This is a genomic window from Microbispora sp. NPDC046973, assembly GCF_040644495.1.
Classification (GTDB): domain Bacteria; phylum Actinomycetota; class Actinomycetes; order Streptosporangiales; family Streptosporangiaceae; genus Microbispora.
In genome coordinates, this window is sequence record NZ_JBEYWQ010000001.1 from 352358 (window position 1) to 372148 (window position 19791).

Genomic DNA, 19791 nt, shown 5'->3' on the forward strand with positions numbered 1-19791 from the left:
TCCGGATCATGACAGACCGTTCCCCCAACGGCGCGACCGTGTGGGCGCGAAACAGCAGGCTGCGCGTGGTGCCGCCGGTCCAGCCGCGCAAGCTGGCGAAGGTTCCCTTCGTCGAGCTGGCGGACGGCCGGCTGCAGGGCGTGGTGTCGAGCGGCTCGGACATCGGCCGGGTCTACGTCTCCTCCATCGCCGCCGGCACCCACAACTACAACTGCAGCACCAACAACAACCGCCCCTGCGGCGGCCTGTACGGCTCGCCGTGCAAGCACCTGCGGGCCCTGGTCGCCGAGGCCGTCGTGCAGTACGGCGCCGACCGGGTGTCCCGTTACCTGCGGGTCGAGGTCCCCGAGGGCGCGGACCTGGCCGACTGCCTGGGCGGCGTCCACGAGCCCGCGCCTGCCGCGGTCGTGTTCAGCCGGTTCCTGCGCCACCTGGCCTACCTGGAGGTGCCCGACACGACTCTGCCGATCCCCGAGCTGCACTGGTTCCCGGCCACGGGGACGGTGGGCTGATGCTCGCCGTACAGCTCGCCGCCCTGCTCGGCGGCGACCCGGGAAACGCCGGTGAGGGGGCCGAGGAGGCGCTCGCGCTGCTCGACGGCTTCGACGACGCCCTGGTGCACGGCCTCGCCCGGCTCGCCGACGAGCGCGCCGACGCGGTGGCGGCGCTGGCCGCGGCGTTCGCCGCCACCCCTCTCGGCGATCGGATGGCGGAGGCGGCCGACGCGGTCGTGTCCGGTTCGATCACGCAGGAGCATCTCACGGCCCTGGCGGGCGGCCGGGTCGCGCTGTCCGGCGCCGTGCACGACGCCCTGCTCGAGAGCCTGGACACGGCCCTGGGACGGGAGCGAGCGGAATGGCCGCCGGCGCCCGGCGAGCCGGGGACGGTGAGCGGCGCGGCTGCTCAATCTGCCGCCCAATCGGCCGCCCAATCGGCTGCTCAATCTGCCGCTCAGCCGGCTGGGAACGTGCTCGGCGGCGTCCGCTCCTGGCTGCGCGAGCTGGCCATCACCGGCTGGCGCGGCGTCGACCACGACCTCGTCGCGGCGGCGGATCAGGTCGTCGAGGCCCTGCTCGCCGCACCGGATCTGCGCAGGCTCGCGGTGCTTCTCGACGGCTTCGCCGCCGAACTGCGCGCCTCCTGCCCGATCGGCTCGGCGGATCATCTGCCGGTGCGGCGCTGGGCCGACCTGTGGACCCGGGCCCTGCTGCTGTCGCAGGACGGCGTCCTGACCGGCGAGCCCCGGCCCGCCGCCGCGGTGTCGGGCCGGCTGCTGGTGCTCGGCGTCGACGTGCACGAGCACGGCACCGCCGTCCAGTTCCAGGTGCACGCCGTCCTGGAACCCGCCGACGGCGGCACGCCCCGGCTGGTGCGCACCTCCGTCACGACCGCCAAGGTCGACACCATCGTCGGGCCCGCGCTGTGGAAGCTGCCGCAGCGCCACAAGGTGCTGCTGGCCGCGCTGGCCGACCGCCGCAGCGTCGAGATCGCGGACATGCCCCTGCTCGACAGCGGTGACCTCGTCTGGGACGACGACCGCGCCTTCGTGAGCAAGCCCGCCGACCCGTTGGCCACCGCCCGGCTGTGCCTGTCCGGCGCGCTCGCCCCGGCGGTGCCGCCCCTCGACCGCGTTCCCGTGCGGATCGCGGAACCCGTGCTGGTGGAGGGCTACAAGGTCACCGAGGACGGCTCCTTCGACCTGGGCGGCACCGTGCTCGCCGTGGACGCGGAACGGCTGCCCGACTGCGGCCCGCTCACCCCCAAGCTGGTGGCGGCCTCGACGGCGTGCGTCGGACTGGTCCGGTGGGACGGCGGCCGATGGACGCTGCAGCCGCTCGCCGTGCAGGCGAAGGTCAAGCGCGAGGCGGTGGTGGTCGCCACCGGCGACTGGGCGCTCGGCCCCACCGACCCCAAGGCGGCCAAGGCCGAGGCCAGGGCCGCCGACGCGGTCACCGTGCTGCGGGAACGAGCCGGACGGTTGCTGCGACGATGAGCGACGACATCTCCACGATCGGCGAAGACGGTCTGACGAGCGCCGACCGCAACCGGCGTCAGGTGCTCTACTGGCGGCTGCTCGCCCGGCTGTTCGACCACGAGGAGCAGCCCGCGCTGGAGACCGCCGGCGTCGCGGTCGTCGGCGACCTGGGTCTGCCCGCCGGGCTGCTCGACCCGGGCGTGTCGGTCGACTCGCTGGTGCAGCGCTTCCCCGGGCTGGCCGCCGAGTTCGAGACCCTGCTCACGCCCGGCGAGCACGTGCCGGGGGGCGAGGTGCGCCGGGCGGCACTGGTCTCGAAGCTGCTGCTCAACGTCTTCGGCACCGGTTCGGGCGACGTCAGCGCCACCCGGCTCGCGACCTGGCAGCGCGACGCCGCCTGGCTCAAGTGGGCCCTGTGCGCCGGGCAGGCGCCCGGATCGGGACCAGGATCGGGAACGGGCGCGGCGCCGGGAGCGGCGGGCGGCGAATCCGCGGCGGAGGCCGGCACCGGCCACAGCAGCGGCCACGGTGCCGGGCCCACGGCCGGGTCCGGGCCGGGCGCCGGCTTCAGGATCGGCGACGACGACCTGGCCAAGGCGCTGGCCGGCATCGAGGCCGACCTGGTCAGCCGCATGCGGCTGCGCGAGGTCCTGGCCGACCCGGCCCTGGCGCGGCAGCTCACGCCCAGCATGTCGCTGGTCGAGCAGTTGCTGCGCGACAAGGCCAACCTGTCGGGGGTGGCGCTGGCCAACGCCAAGGCGCTGATCCGCAGGTTCGTCGACGAGGTCGCCGAGGTGCTGCGCACACAGGTCGAGAAGGCCAGCGTGGGCGCGATCGACCGGTCGGTGCCGCCGAAGCGGGTGTTCCGCAACCTCGACCTCGACCGGACGATCTGGAAGAACCTCACCAACTACAGCCCCGAGGACCAGCGGCTCTACGTCGACCGCCTCTACTACAAGCGCACCGCGAGGCGTACGACGCCGGCCAGGATGATCGTGGTGGTCGACCAGTCGGGTTCCATGGTCGACGCGATGGTCAACTGCACCATCCTGGCGTCCATCTTCGCCGGGCTGCCCAAGGTCGACGTGCACCTGGTCGCGTACGACACCCGCGCCCTCGACCTCACCCCGTGGGTGCACGACCCGTTCGAGGTGCTGCTGCGCACTCAGCTCGGCGGCGGCACCGACGGCACCGCCGCCCTGGCCCTCGCCCAGCCGAAGGTCGCCGACCCCCGCAACACGGTGGTCGTGTGGATCTCCGACTTCTACGAGTGGGATTGTCCCGCCGTCTACGCCGGGATGGAGGCGCTGCACCGATCCGGCGTACGGCTCATCCCCGTGGGCTCGGTGGACAGCGGCGGCCAGCAGAGCGTCAACCCGTGGTTCCGGCAGAAGCTCAAGGACCTGGGCACGCCGGTGATCTCGGGCCACATCCGCAAGCTCGTGTTCGAACTCAAGAACTTTCTCGCCTAGGAGACCCCCTCACATGACCAACGAGATGCTCCGCGCGCCCGCCGAGGTGAAGTACGCCGAGGAGCTCGACTGGCTGGAGTCGATCGACGACGGCCCCAAGCCGTTCTCCTGGCGGCTCAGCCCCCGGATGGTGCGGCTGTTCGTGCTCGGCAGCGAGCGGTCCGACGGCCTGGACCGCGAGATCCCGCAGAAGTGGTTCGGCGACCGGAGCTTCGTCGAGCGCAGCATCGTGACGCTCGCCTCCGACCGCGGCCTGCTGCTGATCGGCGATCCGGGCACCGGCAAGAGCTGGCTGGCCGAGCTGCTGTCCGCCGCCATCTGCCGCAACTCCACCCTGGTCGTGCAGGGAACGGCGGGCACCACAGAGGACCACATCAAGTATTCGTGGAACGTCTCGATGGTGATCGCCAAGGGCCAGTCCCGCGAGTCGATGATCCCCTCCCCGATCATGACGGCGATGGAGCAGGGCATGATCGGCCGCTTCGAGGAGCTGACCCGCTCCACGAGCGACGTGCAGGACGCCCTGATCTCGATCCTCTCGGAGAAGTACGTCTCCATTCCCGAGCTCGAGACCGACAACACGGTGTTCGCCAGGCCCGGGTTCTCGATCATCGCCACCGCCAACAGCCGGGACCGGGGCGTCAACGACCTGTCGTCCGCGCTGAAGCGGCGGTTCAACTTCGTCCGCATCCCGGTGGTGACGAGCAAGGCCAGCGAGGCGGAGATCGTTCGCTTCCGCACCACCGAACTGCTGCGCCGGCACCGCATCGAGCTGGACGTTCCGCCCGCGCTCCTCGACATCCTGCTGCAGAGCTTCGCCGACCTGCGCGCCGCGGCGGCGTCGGCCACGAGCGAGGACGAGAAGCTGGAGTCGGCGCTGTCCACCGCCGAGCAGATCGGCGTGCTGGAGGACGCGATCCTGCACAGCCACTTCTTCGGCGACCGCACGCTGCGCGCCGAGACGCTGGCGGGCGCCCTGGTGGGCTCGCTCGCCAGACGCGCCCCGGAGGACCTGGCCATCCTCAACAAGTACTGGCACGGCGTGGTCGAACCCCGCAGCAAGAACGACGGCGGGGAGTGGACGCGGTTCCTCGACGGCGGCCGCCAGGCGATCTCGACGCTGTCATGAGCGCCTTCGACCCCCTGCGCGAGCAGCTTCTCGACGCCGCCGCGGCCTTCGCCGGCGGCGGAGCCGCCCTGCCCGGCATCCTGACGGGCATGGTCGACGACGTCGACCGCATGCTGCGGGAGGAGCTGGAGATCTTCCCGGTGTGCCACCACTCGCCGGCCTCCGCCCTGGCCATGACCCGGCGGCTGCGCGACAAGCGGCCCAAGGTCGTCTACCTGGAGCTGTGCGAGGACCTGCGCCCGCTCCTCGACGAGCTGCGCAACTGCCGGCTGCCGGTGGCGCTGCAGGCGTTCGCCACCCAGCTCGACGGGTTCCCGCCCGGCTCCGGACCGCTCAGCGTGATCGCGCCGGTCACGGAGGCGTCGGCGGAGTATCAGGCCATCGCGTACGCGCTCGACACCCCCGGCGTGGAGATCGTGCTGGTCGACCGCTCGGTGGACCACGTCTTCCAATGGCTGCCCCAGGAGACGGACGAACCGGCTCCCCAGGAGCCAGGCTCGATCGAAGACGCGCAGGGCGAGGACGCGGCGTTGCACGGGGACGCCGTGGGGGTCGAGATCGGCGACCTGCGGCCGCGCTTCGCCGAGCTGGAAAAGCACCTGCTGCACCACGGCAAGGTGCGGCACTGGTCGGAGTGGTGGGACCAGTACGTCGAGCAGCCGCTGACCGGGGCCGACTACGACACCTACCGCCAGGCGATGGCCCTGGTCGGCAGCCTGTTCCGGCGGCTGCGCCCCGACGGCGACGACCGCCTGGCCGTCGACGAGGAACGCGAGCGCTACATGTGGACGCGGATCCGCGAGCACCTCGCCGCGTCGGGCGCCGACCCCGCCGACTGCCTGTACGTGTGCGGCGCCTTCCACGCCGTCAGCACGGTCGCCGAGTTCGGCCTGCGGTCCGAGGCGCCGCCGTACGCGATCGGTCCGCGCACGGGCACCCGCTGGCTCTACGGGCTGATCCCCTCCAGCCATTCCGCCATCGAGGCGCAGTTCGGCCTTGCCCAGGGCTCGGTGTCCATCGCCGCCACGACCTGGGCCAAGGCGGTCAAACGCGGGGGCGTCACGCCCTACCGGCTGGAGGGGCAGCAGGACGGACGCGGGAAGCGGGCCACCAAAGCCACCAAAGCCGCCAGGGCCACCAAAATCACCGAGGCCGCACCGCCCGTCGCCGCCGAGCCCGCGGCCGACCGGCTGTCGGGGTTTCTCGCCGGCCCGCCCGCGCTCGACGGCCTGGACGAGGACGAACTGCGCGGATGGTGCGTCGACATCGTGCGACTTGCCCGCCGCAACGGCTATCTGGCCAGCACGGCCGACGCCATCGCCGTGTTCGAGACGTCGATCCTGCTCGCCGGGTTGCGCGGGCGGGCCAGGCCCACGCCGTACGACTTCGCCGACGCCGCCGTCACCTGCATCGAGAAGGACGTGGTGCCGGGCCGCCGGGACGTCCGCCGGCTGTGCGAGATCCTCCTGGGCGGCGACAAGATCGGGATGGTCGGCTACGACGCGCTGCCCCCGCTGGTTCGCGACGTGTACGACCGGTTGGAGCCTCTCGGGCTGGACCTCACCAGGCGCACCCAGCAGCGGGTGCTGCTCGACCTCAAGGCGGATCCCGAGCTGGAGCCGTGCTCCGACCTGCTGTGGACGCTGCGTCACCTGCTGCCCGACGGCGCGGTCCGGCCGATCATGGGGGCGCGCCGTCTCGGCGAGCGGCCGATCCAGGAGAGCTGGGACGTGGCGCTCGGCCGGCACCAGCGGGAGATCATCGAGCTGGGCTACGAGGGCGTCACGGTCGAACAGGTGCTGGAGCAGCGGCTGCGCCGCACGGCCTGGGACCCGCAGGCCACGGCGGGAGTCGCGCTCGCGGCCGTCGAGGACGCCATCCTCTACCTGGGCGGCCGCCGCCTGGCCGGCGAGCTCGGCGCCCGCGCGGTCGAGCTGCTGGCCGCCGAGCGCACGGTGGACGACGCACCCGAGGTGCTGCGCCGGATCAGGCGGCTGCTGGCCTACTACCGGGCGAGCGAGCCGGAGCTGCCCGCCTGGTGCGAGGACTTCGTCACGGCCGGATACGCCCACTACTGCACGCTGCTGCCCACCGCCTTCGCCGACGACGACACCGGCGTGCGCCAGGTCGGCGCGATGCTCGGCTTCCTGTTCACGCTGGAGAGCCTCGCGCTGTCGCTTGGCTGCGACCGGGCCCAGCTCGAACTGGCCGTACGGCAGTCGCACCCGCGGGCCCCGGCCAAGGTCGCACTGCTGTGGGCGGCGCAGACGCAGCTGGGCCTGCTGACCAGGGAGGAGCTGCGCGCCCGCTGCGACGAGCTGCTGGCCAACCCGCTCGTCGTCCCGGCCTACCCGCTCTACGTGAGCGGGTTCGTCCAGGCGCTCGAACCCGTCCCCGGCCTCGCGCCGTTCGTGGTCGAGGCGCTGTCGAAGGCCTTCGCGCGGCTGCCCGACCCCGTCCTGCTGCCGTGGCTGCCGACGTTGATCACCACGCTGCGCCGGCACGCGCCGGAGCTGGTTCCCGTGCTCGTCCGCGAGGCCGGCCGGACCTTCCCCGGCGCTCTGGCCGAGCTGGACTCCTGGACCCCGCCATGGGAACGGCCGGCCGGGCCGGCGCGCAGGACCCGCGCGGCACCCGCGCCGAGCGGACCGGTGGCCGCGCTGCTGACCCGGCATCCGCAGGCCTGCGACGCCGTGTCCGCGCTCCTCGGCTGCACGGCGGAGTGGGGGAGCGCCGAGCGGGAGAACGGCGAGGTGGCGGCCCTGCTCGCCCGGCACCCGGCGACGACCGGTGCGGTCGCGGCCCTGCTGCGCCTTTGACGCTGCTGCGCCTTTGACGCTGCCCGCCTTCACCCGGTGGCGGCGCCGGCGAGCAGGGCGGGGACGAGCGAGGCGAGGACGGCCTGGTCCTCCTCACGGCGGGGGGCGTACTCGGTGATCCCCAGGCCGGCCAGGGGAAAGCGGGCCGTCAGCGCGCGTACGGCGTCTCGCAGCGTCGCGACGGACAGACCGCCGGCCTCGGGGTAGCTGAGCGACCCGAACTCCTCGGGGTCGAGAACGTCGAGGTCGATGTGGATGTAGACGGCGGTGCCCCCGGCGGCGGCGACGGCCGGGACCAGGACACCGGGGTCGGCCGTCAGCTCGGGCACGGTGTGCCAGGCGAGGCCCGCGTCGGTGGCGTAGGCCAGCTCCGCCGGATCCAGCGCGCGGACTCCGGCGAGGACCACCTGAGAGGGCCGCAGCGCCCGCGGCGGGACCAGATCGGGATGCCCTTCGCCCAGCAGTGTGCGCAGGACCATGCCGTGGAAGGCGTGCGAAGGTGAGGAGCCGGGCGTGTTGAGATCGCCATGGGCGTCGAACCAGACGACGACGAGTCCGTCGCCGTGTCGCTCCAGGGCGGCCGACACCGGCTCCACCTCCACCCCGCAGTCGCCGCCCACGGTGACGACCGTGGCCGCGCCGCACTCGGCGAGCGCGGCGCGGGTGCGGGCGGCGACGGCGGTGAGGACGTCCAGAGCCCGGACGCCGTCCCCTTCGGCGCCCGCGGTGTCCGGTACGGGCACCCGTACGGCCCTCGTGGACGATTCGGCGGACTGCACGGCGGACTGCGCGGCGGACTGCGCGGCGGACTGCGCGGTGGACGTCAGTGTGGACGTCACCAGGGAGGTCAGCCGTTCCGCGCCGAGGGAGAGAAGCCGGGCGTCGTCGACGCTCGACCCCTGCCATTGGGGCACCTGGACGACCGCGGTCGGAAGCATCGTCCGATCATCGCACGCCGATGCCCGTCCGGGCAGGGGCGCACCCCTGTGCCCGGATCCCCACCGGCGGCCCGGTCAGCGGACACCGAGGCCCCCGCGGGTGCTCGGCGACCCTGCCGTGCCGTCAAGCGGACCGCTGCCCTCCGCTCGTTCCCCCTACGGGGTCGCCGCCCCCGAGATCAAGCGACCCTTCGGGCGTCATCACCCGACGGTTCCGGGACGCCGGCGAAACCGGCAGACCGGAGGCGTGCGCCGCCCCGCCAGTTCCTCCAGCACCGCGTTGAGCCGCTGCCGGCACCTGTACGTCTTCGCGTGCCGCAGGCGCCCGTCCCGCCTGCCTCCGCTCGCCTCGGCCGGCGCGTCCGTCATCAGCCCCCACTGCCAGTACCACTTCTGCACGCCGTGCAGCACGCACACATAGAGGGTGTCGATCTCGCTGGAGCACTGTGCGGCGTACGTCGTGATCTGGTCCCAATCGGCGACGAGCGGCGTGGTGGTGGTGGTTCCTCCGGTGCGGACGTGCGTCAGTACGTAGAGGCGTGTGTGCTGGTCGAACTCGGCTTCGGCGACGTCGCTGAGCAGGCGCGGCCGCCGCCGGACAAGGCCGGTTCGGTGCGGGGGCCAGGCCGAGACCGTGAGCAGGCCCAGCAGTGCCACCTCGATGCACCAGTCCAGAGTCATCGGGAGGGGTTCCCTTCGTCGGAGGCCGTACCGGGATTCGTCCCCGGGCGAAGCCCGGGCGCGGGCCGTCACGCCGGCCGTGTGGGGGGCGACGGAGCCGGGACGCGGATACGGGCCCACGGGTGAGACGAGAAAAGGGAGAGCGGCTGCGACGATGCCGGTCGCAGCCGCTCTCTCGCGGCGCGTCTCCATTCACGCCCCTGCCCCAGGTAGCGGGGCGCGAATGGAAACGATCATCCGGTGACCCGGAAGGCGACTCCGCCGCGAACCGGACGAGGGACGTCCACTAGTTACCCCCACGCCCCTCGCCTTTCTCGGCGGTGGCGCGCACTCGCCGAGAGCATTTCGGTGCTGTCGTCGCCGGCGCCGCGGCGTGTCCGCTCACCGCGCCGGCTGACACGAGGCGACCGGTCAGCGGTGGCCCCAGCCGCCGAAACCGCCGGGCCCGCCGTGGCCGGGACCACCCTGACCGGGACCACCCTGACCGGGGCCGCCCTGGCCCGGGCCGCCGGGGCCCCCGTGCCCGGGACCGCCCTGACCGGGTCCGCCGGGACCGCCCTGACCCGGGCCGCCCGGACCGCCGTGACCGGGGCCGCCCCAGGGGCCGCCGCCGGGACCGCCGTGGCCGCCCCAGCCGCCCGGACCACCGGGGCCGCCGTGGCCGCCCCAGGTGCCGTTGCCCCAGTGGCCGCCCCAGTGGTTGCCGCCCCAGTTGTGGCCCGGGTTCCAGAACCCGCGGCCGGGGAGGCCGTACCAGCGGCCGGGCAGGCCGATGGACGAGTCGCAGCCCCAGCTGCCGGGCAGGGGGTACCGGCGGCCGTCGACGATGTAGACGGGGGTCGTCAGGCCCGCCCCGCAGGACGGCGAGACGTAGACCCCGCCGTTGACGACGTACTGGCAGCTGGGGAGGACGTAGGTGCGGCCGGCCACGACGTACTCGTGGATTCCGGTGCCGAGCTGGTAGCCGGGCAGGCCGTACCAGCGGCCGGGCAGACCGCTGACGGCCTGGTCGCACCAGTCGCCCGGCAGGGTGTAGGTGCGGCCGGCGAGGATGTACACCGGCCGCGTCAGGCCCACCCCGCAGGACGGCGAGACGTAGACCCCGCCGTTCACGACGTACTGGCAGCTGGGGAGGATGTAGGTCTTGCCCTTCAGGACGAACTGGTGGACGCGGATGTCCGCCCGCGGATCCGGGCCGCGCCTGGAGGCGTCGACTGGGCGGGAGACGCTGCTCGTGGCCTGCGACGCCGTGCTCGCCGCGCTCGCGGCTTCGGCGGCCAGCACCACGGGAGTGATCAGGGCAGCGGTGGCCAGTGCCCCCGTGAGGAGGGCTTTCTTCATCGTCAAGAGACGATTCCTTTCGTGAGGTGTGCTGCTGTCGGATCGGACACATCCCGGAGGCCGGCGGTGTGGCGACGGCGAATCGGGATGCGCGGGACTGCAGTCGAGACGGTTCGAGCCGGACTCCCCGCGAAAGCCTCCGCCGAGAATCAGGGGTGACCCCGGATCGGAAACGCGTAACGCGATCACGAGTCCTCGCTTCTGTCAGCAGATTTTGACGACACGGAGGGCCGGAACAGGTCGAGAGTCCGCACCCCCGCTGCTGCCGCGATGGCGTCCGCCGTGGTGCGGCGGCACGTGCCTCGTTTGAGCAGGCCGTCGATGCACTGTCTGGTTAGGGCTGCCCGGCGAGCGAAATCGGCCACGCTGTGACTGCGACCGATCATCAAGGCGCGCAAGAGCGCCACGCTCCGAAGATGCATCTGTGGCTTTCCCGCCATAGCGAACCTCTCCGATGGAAACTTCATCATCAGATTCTGCTGACGTCCCGACTGCAGGTCGCACTCTAATCCGACCGAGCGCGCGGCTGCACGTGAAAACGGAAGGTTTTCGCGAATAAATCTTGTGCGCGTCGGCGTTTTATGACGCATCTTGTTGACACAACTGGTCCCCGGCTTCGTCGGGGTTTGCTCCCTGTCGTCAGGATCTAGCGGGCATGATGGTGGCGATCGCGGCCGGAAAGATTCGAGGAGCTGACAACCGAATGCCGTCGCAGCGCGTGACACCCGACCAGCCCCCCACCCCCCTGAGCGACTGCATCCGCGACTACGTGGCGGACAAGGGGATGAGCATCCGCACGCTCGCGCTGAGGTCGGTGAGCAAGAGCGCAGGTCAGAGCCTCACCGCCCAGTGGATAACCGACGTGCTGAGCGGCCGGGTGTCGCGGATGCCTGATCTGTGGCGTCTGGAGGCTCTCGCGGCCGGGCTCGAGATGGATCCGGACAGCGTCAAGGCGCTGGCCATCAGTCAGTGGATCGGGTGGGACATCGCCGATGTCCGGACCGGCCCCGGAGAACGCCTGATCTTTCGCGTGCCGGCGGGTTATACAACTGAACAGTGCGCACGCCTCGCCGACGAACTGATGCAGGTGATCAATAGCGCGGCCGAGCCGGAAAGGGAGGAAAGGTGATTTTCCGGATGCACGGTCGCCTTCTCTGGTGCTGATGCGTCACACTTTCGTGGCATCGAGCAGCGAAACGATCGGGGACGTGATTGCACAGAAAGGATATGGTGGATGATTCGTGTCATCACCGTCGCAACCATCAGTGGAATTCCGTCGCGCCCAGTTGCTGCATAGCTCCCCGGCAGTAATCCACCACGCACTTCACGGCAACCGGATCATCGCCTACGTCGACGAGAGCCAGTTCGCCCCCGAGCTGACCGTCCCCATGGACGAGATCGGCACGGCGACGCTGAAGCTGCTTCAGCCCGTCGAGGACGCGCGCCCGATGCCGGCGCTCCGCGTCCGCATCAGAAGAAGCGGAGATCTCGGCCATGAGCTCGCCGTGGCCGAGTTCGCGACAGAGGAGATCACGGTCGTCGTCGAAAAGACCCTCATCACCGAGGATCTGGCCGCCTTCCTGAGCGACGCCGGCACCGCGGTCACCCGCGCCTTCGTCCGGCGGGCGACGTGACCCCCAGCACATCTGGAACGTGCCAGGCGGACATGCCGGAGCCGATGGGCGGCTGCCGTCGTTGCGCCGGCCGATGCGAGGAGGCCGAAGGCAGCGCCGGGGAGACGGCACGGCCCTGCAGTCCGGCCGACGGTGAGGCGGGAGGAGGCGGCGGACGTCAGGACGTGCGCGGGTGGGGGCGTGCGGCGGGAGGCCGCGCGTGCCTCGATGAACGAGCGGGGTCGTGGTGCCGCCGGGTCCGCGTCGGCAGGCCCGTCCCGCCGTGCCGTGAGTGGAGCCGGCGGCCGGGGGACGGCTGCGCGGGGCCCGGCGGAGCGGCGCTGGACCGGGCCGCGGCATCGGGGGCGGGGACCGTCGTGGCCACGGTGCCGGGAAGCGGGGGTGAGCCCGGCGCAGGACGGGCGGTGTCGGCGCTTGCCCAGACGCTCACAGCGGTCAGGACCGCGGCCCCGGTCACGACCACCGAACGGATCAGCTTGGGCCGCGACAGGGAGCGATGGCGTCCGGCCTTCGGTATCGGGGAGGGCTCGGGTTCCGGCTCGCATCGGCCGAGAGGTTCGTCGCCGGTGCTGTCGCGCCGGGGCGACACGTGCGGCGGCGGCTTGGGCCGGGCCGTGCGGCCCGGGCCGTAGGGTGTTCGCCCGGCGCGCCGGGGAGAGCGAGGTCTGTCGTGGCCGTTCATCGGACGCTCCGGATCGAGGAAGTCGCGGCATGCACGAAGAGAGACGGAATGGCTACGAACGGTATCCGAAGATCTGGATGGTGCGGCCGACTTTGGCCCCAGGTTGTCAGCAAAATCTGCTGACAACCTGGGGTTTTAAAATCCCTCGCCGAGTCCATGCTCGATCGAGGGTTGTGCCTGCGATCTCAGGCGGGATCTCTCATGAGCTCCCCGGTCGCCGCGGCTCGGCCGTGGCTCGGTGGCTCGGCCCTGGCTTCTCGCGGCTCAGTCGTCGCAGGGGGTGACGTAGTAGTCGGCCCCGCAGTCGTCGCCGTAGAGGCCGTCCACGAGGACTACCGGCGTGCTCCAGTAGCCCAGCGGGCGGCTCCAGTAACCGAGTGGGCGGCCCCAGTAGCCGCTGTGCCAGGGACGACCCGAGGGGCGGCCCCAGCCACCGTGTCCCCAGCCGCCGTGTCCCCAGTCGCCGGCGTGAGCCGGAAGGCCGGCCTGCGTGGTCGCGGCCGACTGCCGCGGGGCCGCCGTCTCCGCCGAGGCGGCGATCGGCGCCATGACGACGAGTCCGGCGGCGCAGGCCGCGCCGGCCAGGATCAGTCGACGGATCATGCGTAACCTCCTGTTTGCGTGATGTCACTTCCTGTGACCGCTGTCACGCTACAACCCGGCCGATCACGCGTATGGACGGCGACACATCAAGCGACGGCAATGTCGCGGGCCCTCGCCGCCGTGCCGGTCCGCCGAGCACCGGCCCGGTCTCCGGGTCACCTCGTGTCCCGGAGACCGCGGCCGGCGCTCGACCCGGACGAGGTCGCCCCTCTCACCTGCGGGCCGGGGTCACCAGTCGCCGTCGCCGCCCTCGTCCTCGTCGCCCTCGAAGATCTCTTCGACGATCTCGCCGGCCACCAGGCCGCCGACGATCCCGGCCGCGCCGGCCGCGGCCACCGCGCCCCAGCCGGGCCCGCCGTGGTGCTCGCGGTGGCCCTCGTAGTGACCGCCGTGCCCATAGCCGTGCCCATAGCCGTGCCCGTAACCGTGCTCGTGGCCGCCGTGGTGGCCACCGTACGGTGCGCCGTGGTGGGCGCCGTACTGGGACAGCCCGGTCAGCCAGCGGTCGATCTCCCCGGGCCAGTCCATGCGCGCCGCGTCCTCGTGGCTGACGCGGAAGCGGCCGACGGCGTCGCCGGAGTAACGGCCGGCTCGCTTGTCGGCCTCCAGGATCACCTCCAGACCCGCGGGGTCGGCCACGAAGGTGAGCTCGACCTCCCCCACCACACCGGCGTGCCGCGGAGGCGGGTAGAACTCGATCTCCTGGTAGAACGGCAGCTCCTGGCGTACGCCGTACAGGTGGCCGGCCTCCAGGTCGGCCGACGTGAAGGCGAAACCGAGCTGGAGGAACGCCTCCAGGACGCGCAACTGCGAGGGGAGCGGCTCGACGGCGATCGGATCGAGGTCGCCCTTGTCGACGGCCTTCGCGATGGACACCTCGGTGCGTACGCCGAGCGCCATGCCGGTCAGGCGCTGCCCGCCGATCTCGCTGATCGGGGTCTCCCACGGCACCGGGATCCGGAAGGCGACGCTCCTGTTCTCGCCCTGGCGCAGGATGAACGGACCGGACACCCGGGCGCGGGAGAACTCGCCGAGCCCCAGGCTCTCGCCGTCGCCGTGCTCGATCTCCACCCCGGCGACCAGGCCGAGAGTGATGTCCTCGATCTCGGCGTCGAAGTCGCCGCCGGACAGTCTCACCTCGCCCGTGAGCACGCCGCCCGGCCGGACCCGCGGGGTGGTCAGTACGGTGTCCACCGAGGGGGCGCCCACCCCGAGAGCGCCCAGCATCCGCTTGAAGACCACGTGTCTCTCCCTGTCAACGATCGATGAGGTGTCAGCCGCCCACCTGAACGATCAAGCGCCGTGTCCGGGTTCCTGCCGCCGGCGGAGATCGCCCAGCGGTGATCACGATCTCGCCGGCACGGCGCGGACGTCCGGGACCCGCAGCCGCCGCACCCCCGGGAAGAGCACGGCCAGCATGGAGACAAACGCCACCATCGCGCCGCACCCGATCAGCGCGGGCTGCGGGCCGATCGTGACGGCCAGCGGACCGGCCAGCAGCATGCCCAGGGGGCCGAGCATCAGGGAGCCGAGCGAGTCGTAGGAGCTGACCCGCGACAGCGACTCGCCCGGGATCTCCCGCTGGACCGTGGTGTTCCACAGCACGCCGTAGATGTCGAAGCAGACGCCGGCGACGAGTGCCCCGCTCACGATGGACCACAGCGGCGCGCCGGCCCCGAGCAGCACGTACGGCAGGGCGGTGGGCAGGGTGAGAAGCGTGGCGACCATGACGGGCCGCCGGGGACGAAACCGGAGCGCGAGGGCGACTCCGATGGTCATGCCGACGGCCTCGCCCGCGAGGACCGCCGACCAGGCGGGAGCGCCGCCCATGCGCTGCCTGGCGACCAGAGGCCCGAGCACGCCGTACGCCGCCTGCACGGCCATCATCAGGATCGAGAACTGCGCCACCGCCACCCAGAGCCACTGCCGGGAGACGAACTCGCGCCAGCCGGCCCGCAGGTCGGCCAGCACCGAGTGGGCGCCGCGAGCGCTCTGCGCGGGGGAGCCGCGAAGCATGGTGATCAGCACGGCGGCGACGGCGAACATGACGCCGCTCGTCATCAGCACCCAGCCGCTGCCCAGCAGGACCACGGCGCCGCCGCCGAGCACGAGGCCCGTCATCTTCGAGACGTTGGTCCCCATCCCGAGCAGGGCGTTGGCGGTCTGCAGCCGGCCGGGCGGGACCACGTCGCGGATGATCCCGGTCAGCGCCGGGAACAGCATCGCGCCGGCGACGCCGCTGACGGCGCTCGCCGCCAGGAGCGGGAGGAGCGGCGCCCACCTCGTGAGCATCATCGCGGCCAGGCAGATGTGGGCCGCCGCGTTTACGGACTCCGCCGCCGTCATCACCCGGTGCCTCGGCATCCGATCCGCGACGACCCCTCCGAGGAGCAGGAAGGCCACCATCGGCAGCGCCTGGGCGGTGAGGACCGCCGACAGCGTCGTCGCCCTGGCGCCGGGCAGCGCGAGGACGCCGAAAGCGAGGGCGACGGGAGCGAAGCCACTGCCCAGCACCGAGACGGTGCGTGCGGCGAGTAACAGGGCGAACCGTCGTTCCCTGACCATGGACAGATCAGCACCGAGCCCGTGGGCGTCGCCGATCCGGACCGGTGGCGAGCTCAGCGCGGGCCTCTGCCGTCCCCGGCCGCCCCCCGCGGCAGAGAACCGCCCCCGGTCGGCGTCCGCGGGTGAGAACCGCCCCCGGTCGGCGTCCGCGGGAGAGAACGGCCCCCGGTCGGCGTCCGCGGGTGAGAACCGCCCCCGGTCGGCGTCCGCGGGAGAGAACGGCCCCCGGTCGGCACTGCCGGCCTCGGCGACGTCACGAAACGGTGCCCTGTCCATCGGCGGCCCTCCGCGCACGACCATCACGCCCTGGGCGCCCACCTCCCGCGACCGCCGTCCGGCGCCGCGGCTGTGGATCCCTCCTCCGGCGGTGCCGTCCCGGATCAGGACCCGGCCCCGCCTGTGCGCCCGAAACCCGCAGGCCCCGCTCGGACGCCGAGGCCCCGAGAGGGACTTGCTGCCCCACATACCCCGGCACTCCTGATGAAGGCAGATGCAGGCGTCATATCCTGCGAAAGGGGGTGACATGTTCGGGCAAGTCAGCACCGACATCCCCGCACGGCTGGACCGGCTTCCCTGGGTTCGCTGGCACTGGATGGTGCTTCTCGGTCTCGGCACCGTCTGGATCCTCGACGGCGTCGAGGTCACGATCGTCGGGGTCATCGGCCCTCGGATCACCGAGCCGGGCAGCGGACTCGGGCTCACCGAGAGTCAGATCGGGATCGCCGCCGGGATCTACATCGCGGGCGCCTGCGCCGGTGCTCTCCTCTTCGCCCATCTGACGGACCGCTTCGGGCGTACGAGGATCTTCCTGGTGACGCTCGCCCTCTACCTGGCCGCCACCGTGGCCACCGCGTTCTCCCGTGACGCGTGGTACTTCTACCTGTGCCGTTTCCTCACCGGCACGGGCATCGGAGGCGAGTACGCCGCGGTCAACTCGGCGATCGACGAGCTCATCCCGTCGCGGGTGCGCGGGAGGGTCGACCTCGCGGTGAACGGCTCCTTCTGGGTGGGCACGATTCTCGGCGCCCTCATCGCGATCCCGGTGCTCAACATGAGCATGCTCCCCACCGACCTCGGCTGGCGCCTGCTGTTCGGTCTGGGCGCGCTGCTCGGTTCGGCGATCCTGCTGGTCCGGCGGCTCGCGCCGCCGCCGGAGAGCCCGCGCTGGCTGTTGATCCACGGTCGCGTGCGGGAGGCGGAGGAGAGCGTCGGTCACATAGAGGCGACGGTGCGGGAGCAGGCCGGCCGGAGGCTCGAGCCGCCGCGGGGGAGGATCAGGATCACCCCGCGAAGGTACACACCGCTGACCGAGGTGGCCGCCACCCTGTTGCGCCGTTACCCCAGGCGGACGGCGGTCGGCCTGCTGCTGTTCGTGGGCCAGGCGTTCCTGTACAACTCCATCTTCTTCACCTACGCCCTGGTCCTCTCGACGTTCTTCACCGTGCTGGACGACGACACGCCCTGGTATCTCGTCCCGATCGCGATCGGCAACTTCCTCGGCCCGGTGCTGCTGGGCCGGTTCTTCGACTCGGTCGGCCGCCGCGCGATGATCGCCGGCACGTACGTGACGTCCGGGGCGCTCCTGCTCGGTACGGCCGCGCTGTTCCAGGCGCACCTGCTGTCGCCGGAGTCGCTCACCGCCTGCTGGATGGCGGTGTTCTTCTTCGCCTCGGCCGGGGCGAGTGCCGCGTACCTGACGGTCTCGGAGATCTTCCCGATGGAGACGCGGCCGGTGGTGATCTCGTTCTTCTACGCGCTCGGCACCGGCCTCGGCGGGATCGTCGGCCCGGTGCTGTTCGGCCATCTGGTGGAGAGCCACCGCGTGGGCAACGTGGTCGTCGGATACCTCGTCGGGGCCGTGCTGATGATCGCCGCCGGGCTCGTGCAGTGGTTCATGGGAGTGGAGGCGGCCCGCCGTTCACTGGAGGACGTCGCCGAGCCGCTGGGCGCGCAGGGCCCGCGAGCGCTCTGACCGGCGCCCCGCGGCGCCGGCGCCCTGGCCGGGCGTGCGGGTGGGTGAGGCGGTCGCGGCGCTACCTTTTCGCCGGACGGCCGGAGGGCGTGGCCCTGGCATACTCCGCGACCGGCGTCCGCAGCCGGGTCAGCCGGTGGACGCCCAGGCCGGCGGCGGCCAGCGCGACCAGGCCGCCCGCGACCAGGAGACCGACCCGCCCGGAGACCTGCTCCACCAGCCCGTAGGAGCCGCCCGCGGCGTACCCGAGCCCGACGGTGCCCGCCCCCCAGGCCAGCCCGCCGGGCACCGCGTAGGCGAGGAACCTCCCGTACGGCAGGCGTCCCATGCCGGCCAGCATGGGGACCAGGGCACGCAACAGACCGACCCAGCGGCCGAAGAGCACGGCCCACCCGCCGCGTCGCCGCAGGTAGACCTCGGTGCGGTCCCATCGCTCCGCGCTGACCCGGCGGCCCAGCCGGCTGTCGCGCACGCGAGGCCCCAGCCGCCTGCCGATCCGATAGCTGATCGAATCCCCCGCGACCGCGCCCACGCCGGCCACGGCCATCATGAGAGGCAGGCTCACCTGCCCCGTGAAGGCGAGGAAGCCGGCCATCAGCAGGGTGAGCTCACCCGGCACCACCAGCCCGACGAGCGCCGCCGTCTCCGCGCAGGCCATCAGCCCGACCATCAGGTAGGCCCACGGGCCCGCCACCGCCATGAACTGGTGCAGCCCCTGCGTCATCGGATGCCCCCCGCCGTCGCGATGACTGTCTCCCCACAATGCACGTCACAAGGGGAACGCCAGTAGCTCAGGGCGGGAAAACCTCAGTAAGCGTCATGTACCCGAGGAAAACGTCAGACAGCTCCGGAGAACGTGTCGCACCGGGCGGGAGAGCCCGTCTTGTATCCCGTGGTGAACCACTTCACCCGTTGCCGGGAGCTCCCGTGCGTCCACCCCTCGGGGTCCACCCTGCCCTGGGTGCGCTCCTGGATCCTGTCGTCGCCCACCGCCGCCGCGGCGTCCAGGGCCTCCTGGATGTCCGCCGCGGTGAACGGGCTCTCGTAGAACCCCGTGTCGACCGCGTTCTTCGCCCACACCCCCGCGTAGCAGTCCGCCTGAAGCTCAAGCCGTACGGACGCGCTGTCCGCCCCCTGGCTGTCGCCGCCGGCCCGCCGGGTGGTGCCGAGGAGGTTCTGCACGTGGTGGCCGTACTCGTGACCGATCACGTACGCCTGGGCGAAGGGCCCGCCCTTGGCGCCGAATTGCCTCTCCAGCTCCTCGAAGAAGCCCAGGTCGAGGTAGACCCGGCTGTCGGCCGGGCAGTAGAAGGGGCCGACGGCCGAGCTCGCCTGGCCGCAGCCGGTGCTCACGGCGTCGGTGAACAGGACGGTGCGCGCGTTGCGGTACGGCTGCTTGCCCCGCTCGGCGAAGGCATCCCGCCAATACTTCTGGACGCTGTTGACCACACCCACCACGCGGCACTTCTCCGACTGGTCCGCGTCGCGCCCCTTCTTGCACTGTTCGCTCAGATCTCGGGAGGCCGGGTCCGAGGCCGGCCGCGCGCCCGTGGAAGAGCCTCCACCGCCGAGGAGATCGGCCGGGTTGACGCCGAGGACCAGGGCGACGACCAGGGCGACGACACCGACGACGCCCCCGCCGATCGCGAGCCCGCCGCCCGGGAATCCTCCGCCGCCCTCCTCCACCTGTGACGCGTCGAGATCCACGTCGTCGCGGAAGTCCATCAAGCCCGCCTTCCTGTCCCGGGACCTGCCACGCCCTATGATCCCCGACGGCCTCCGCTCGCTCACCGGCACTCCGAGGACAGAAGGCTCCTTATCGGACATATAGGGATAAATATGCGTCAAGTCCGGCAAGGTCCTCGCGCTTTGCACAATTAGCGGGCGCTGTGACCTAGTCGTTCCCGATTTGTGACGAATGACCAGAATGAGGCGATAATTCGTCTTTGCTTCAGTCTCTTCACGCACGTCGTTCACTCG

The 19791-nt window shown here is 71.9% G+C and carries 16 protein-coding genes; 8 read left to right on the forward strand and 8 right to left on the reverse strand.

Annotation, left to right across the window (positions count from 1 at the left end):
- Window positions 1-8: 8 nt before the first annotated feature.
- Genes ABZ860_RS01730 through ABZ860_RS01750 form a run of 5 tightly spaced genes read left to right on the forward strand, consistent with a single transcriptional unit; the run spans window position 9 to window position 7395 of the window.
- Window positions 9-512 (forward strand): hypothetical protein, encoded by a 504-nt coding sequence (locus ABZ860_RS01730; protein WP_357213591.1) that lies wholly within the window; start codon window positions 9-11, stop codon window positions 510-512.
- The gene (locus ABZ860_RS01735) at window positions 512-1993 is read left to right on the forward strand and encodes a hypothetical protein (RefSeq protein WP_357213593.1); all 1482 of its coding nucleotides are present in this window, start codon (window positions 512-514) and stop codon (window positions 1991-1993) included. The genes ABZ860_RS01730 and ABZ860_RS01735 overlap by 1 nt, the downstream gene beginning before the upstream one ends.
- The gene (locus ABZ860_RS01740; RefSeq protein WP_357213596.1) at window positions 1990-3447 is read left to right on the forward strand and encodes a VWA domain-containing protein; all 1458 of its coding nucleotides are present in this window, start codon (window positions 1990-1992) and stop codon (window positions 3445-3447) included. The genes ABZ860_RS01735 and ABZ860_RS01740 overlap by 4 nt, the downstream gene beginning before the upstream one ends.
- 13 nt (window positions 3448-3460) lie before the next feature.
- Window positions 3461-4576, forward strand: a complete 1116-nt coding sequence (locus ABZ860_RS01745; protein WP_357213599.1) for an AAA family ATPase — start codon at window positions 3461-3463, stop codon at window positions 4574-4576.
- Complete coding sequence (locus ABZ860_RS01750) at window positions 4573-7395, forward strand: DUF5682 family protein (RefSeq protein ID WP_357213602.1); 2823 nt, start codon at window positions 4573-4575, stop codon at window positions 7393-7395. Before ABZ860_RS01745 ends, ABZ860_RS01750 begins: the two co-directional genes overlap by 4 nt.
- Window positions 7396-7424: 29 nt before the next feature.
- Here the strand turns inward: ABZ860_RS01750 and ABZ860_RS01755 are convergent, their stop codons facing one another.
- The 3 genes from ABZ860_RS01755 to ABZ860_RS01765 form a co-directional block, all read right to left on the reverse strand.
- Window positions 7425-8333: an arginase family protein gene (locus tag ABZ860_RS01755; protein ID WP_357213605.1), complete on the reverse strand. Its 909-nt coding sequence runs from the start codon at window positions 8331-8333 to the stop codon at window positions 7425-7427.
- A 201-nt stretch (window positions 8334-8534) separates the two neighbouring features.
- Complete coding sequence (locus tag ABZ860_RS01760) at window positions 8535-9014, reverse strand: hypothetical protein (protein ID WP_357213608.1); 480 nt, start codon at window positions 9012-9014, stop codon at window positions 8535-8537.
- A gap of 411 nt (window positions 9015-9425) precedes the next feature.
- Window positions 9426-10355, reverse strand: coding sequence for a hypothetical protein (locus ABZ860_RS01765; RefSeq protein WP_357213611.1), 930 nt, complete (start codon window positions 10353-10355; stop codon window positions 9426-9428).
- A gap of 655 nt (window positions 10356-11010) precedes the next feature.
- Between ABZ860_RS01765 and ABZ860_RS01770 the strand changes: the two genes are divergently transcribed.
- Entirely contained in the window at window positions 11011-11484 is a 474-nt protein-coding gene (locus tag ABZ860_RS01770; RefSeq protein WP_357213614.1) for a hypothetical protein, read from the forward strand.
- Between the two features lie 136 nt (window positions 11485-11620).
- Window positions 11621-11989: a hypothetical protein gene (locus ABZ860_RS01775; RefSeq protein WP_357213617.1), complete on the forward strand. Its 369-nt coding sequence runs from the start codon at window positions 11621-11623 to the stop codon at window positions 11987-11989.
- A gap of 946 nt (window positions 11990-12935) precedes the next feature.
- Here the strand turns inward: ABZ860_RS01775 and ABZ860_RS01780 are convergent.
- The 3 genes from ABZ860_RS01780 to ABZ860_RS01790 all read right to left on the reverse strand — a co-directional run bounded on the left by ABZ860_RS01780 (window position 12936) and on the right by ABZ860_RS01790 (window position 16115).
- Complete coding sequence (locus ABZ860_RS01780) at window positions 12936-13274, reverse strand: hypothetical protein (protein ID WP_357213620.1); 339 nt, start codon at window positions 13272-13274, stop codon at window positions 12936-12938.
- 228 nt (window positions 13275-13502) lie between these two features.
- Window positions 13503-14516 (reverse strand): sporulation protein, encoded by a 1014-nt coding sequence (locus ABZ860_RS01785; RefSeq protein WP_357213622.1) that lies wholly within the window; start codon window positions 14514-14516, stop codon window positions 13503-13505.
- A gap of 102 nt (window positions 14517-14618) precedes the next feature.
- On the reverse strand, window positions 14619-16115 hold the full coding sequence (locus ABZ860_RS01790) for an MFS transporter (protein ID WP_357213625.1): 1497 nt from the start codon (window positions 16113-16115) through the stop codon (window positions 14619-14621).
- Between the two features lie 247 nt (window positions 16116-16362).
- Here ABZ860_RS01790 and ABZ860_RS01795 point away from each other — a divergent pair, with 247 nt between their 5' ends.
- Window positions 16363-17811 carry an MFS transporter gene (locus tag ABZ860_RS01795; RefSeq protein ID WP_357213627.1) on the forward strand — a complete coding sequence of 483 codons (1449 nt, stop codon included), beginning with the start codon at window positions 16363-16365 and terminating at the stop codon, window positions 17809-17811.
- Window positions 17812-17872: 61 nt separating this feature from the next.
- Here ABZ860_RS01795 and ABZ860_RS01800 read toward each other — a convergent pair whose 3' ends face one another.
- Both ABZ860_RS01800 and ABZ860_RS01805 read right to left on the reverse strand, forming a co-directional pair.
- On the reverse strand, window positions 17873-18535 hold the full coding sequence (locus ABZ860_RS01800; protein WP_357213629.1) for a DedA family protein: 663 nt from the start codon (window positions 18533-18535) through the stop codon (window positions 17873-17875).
- A gap of 113 nt (window positions 18536-18648) precedes the next feature.
- Window positions 18649-19536, reverse strand: a complete 888-nt coding sequence (locus tag ABZ860_RS01805; protein WP_357213632.1) for a neutral zinc metallopeptidase — start codon at window positions 19534-19536, stop codon at window positions 18649-18651.
- Window positions 19537-19791: the final 255 nt, after the last annotated feature.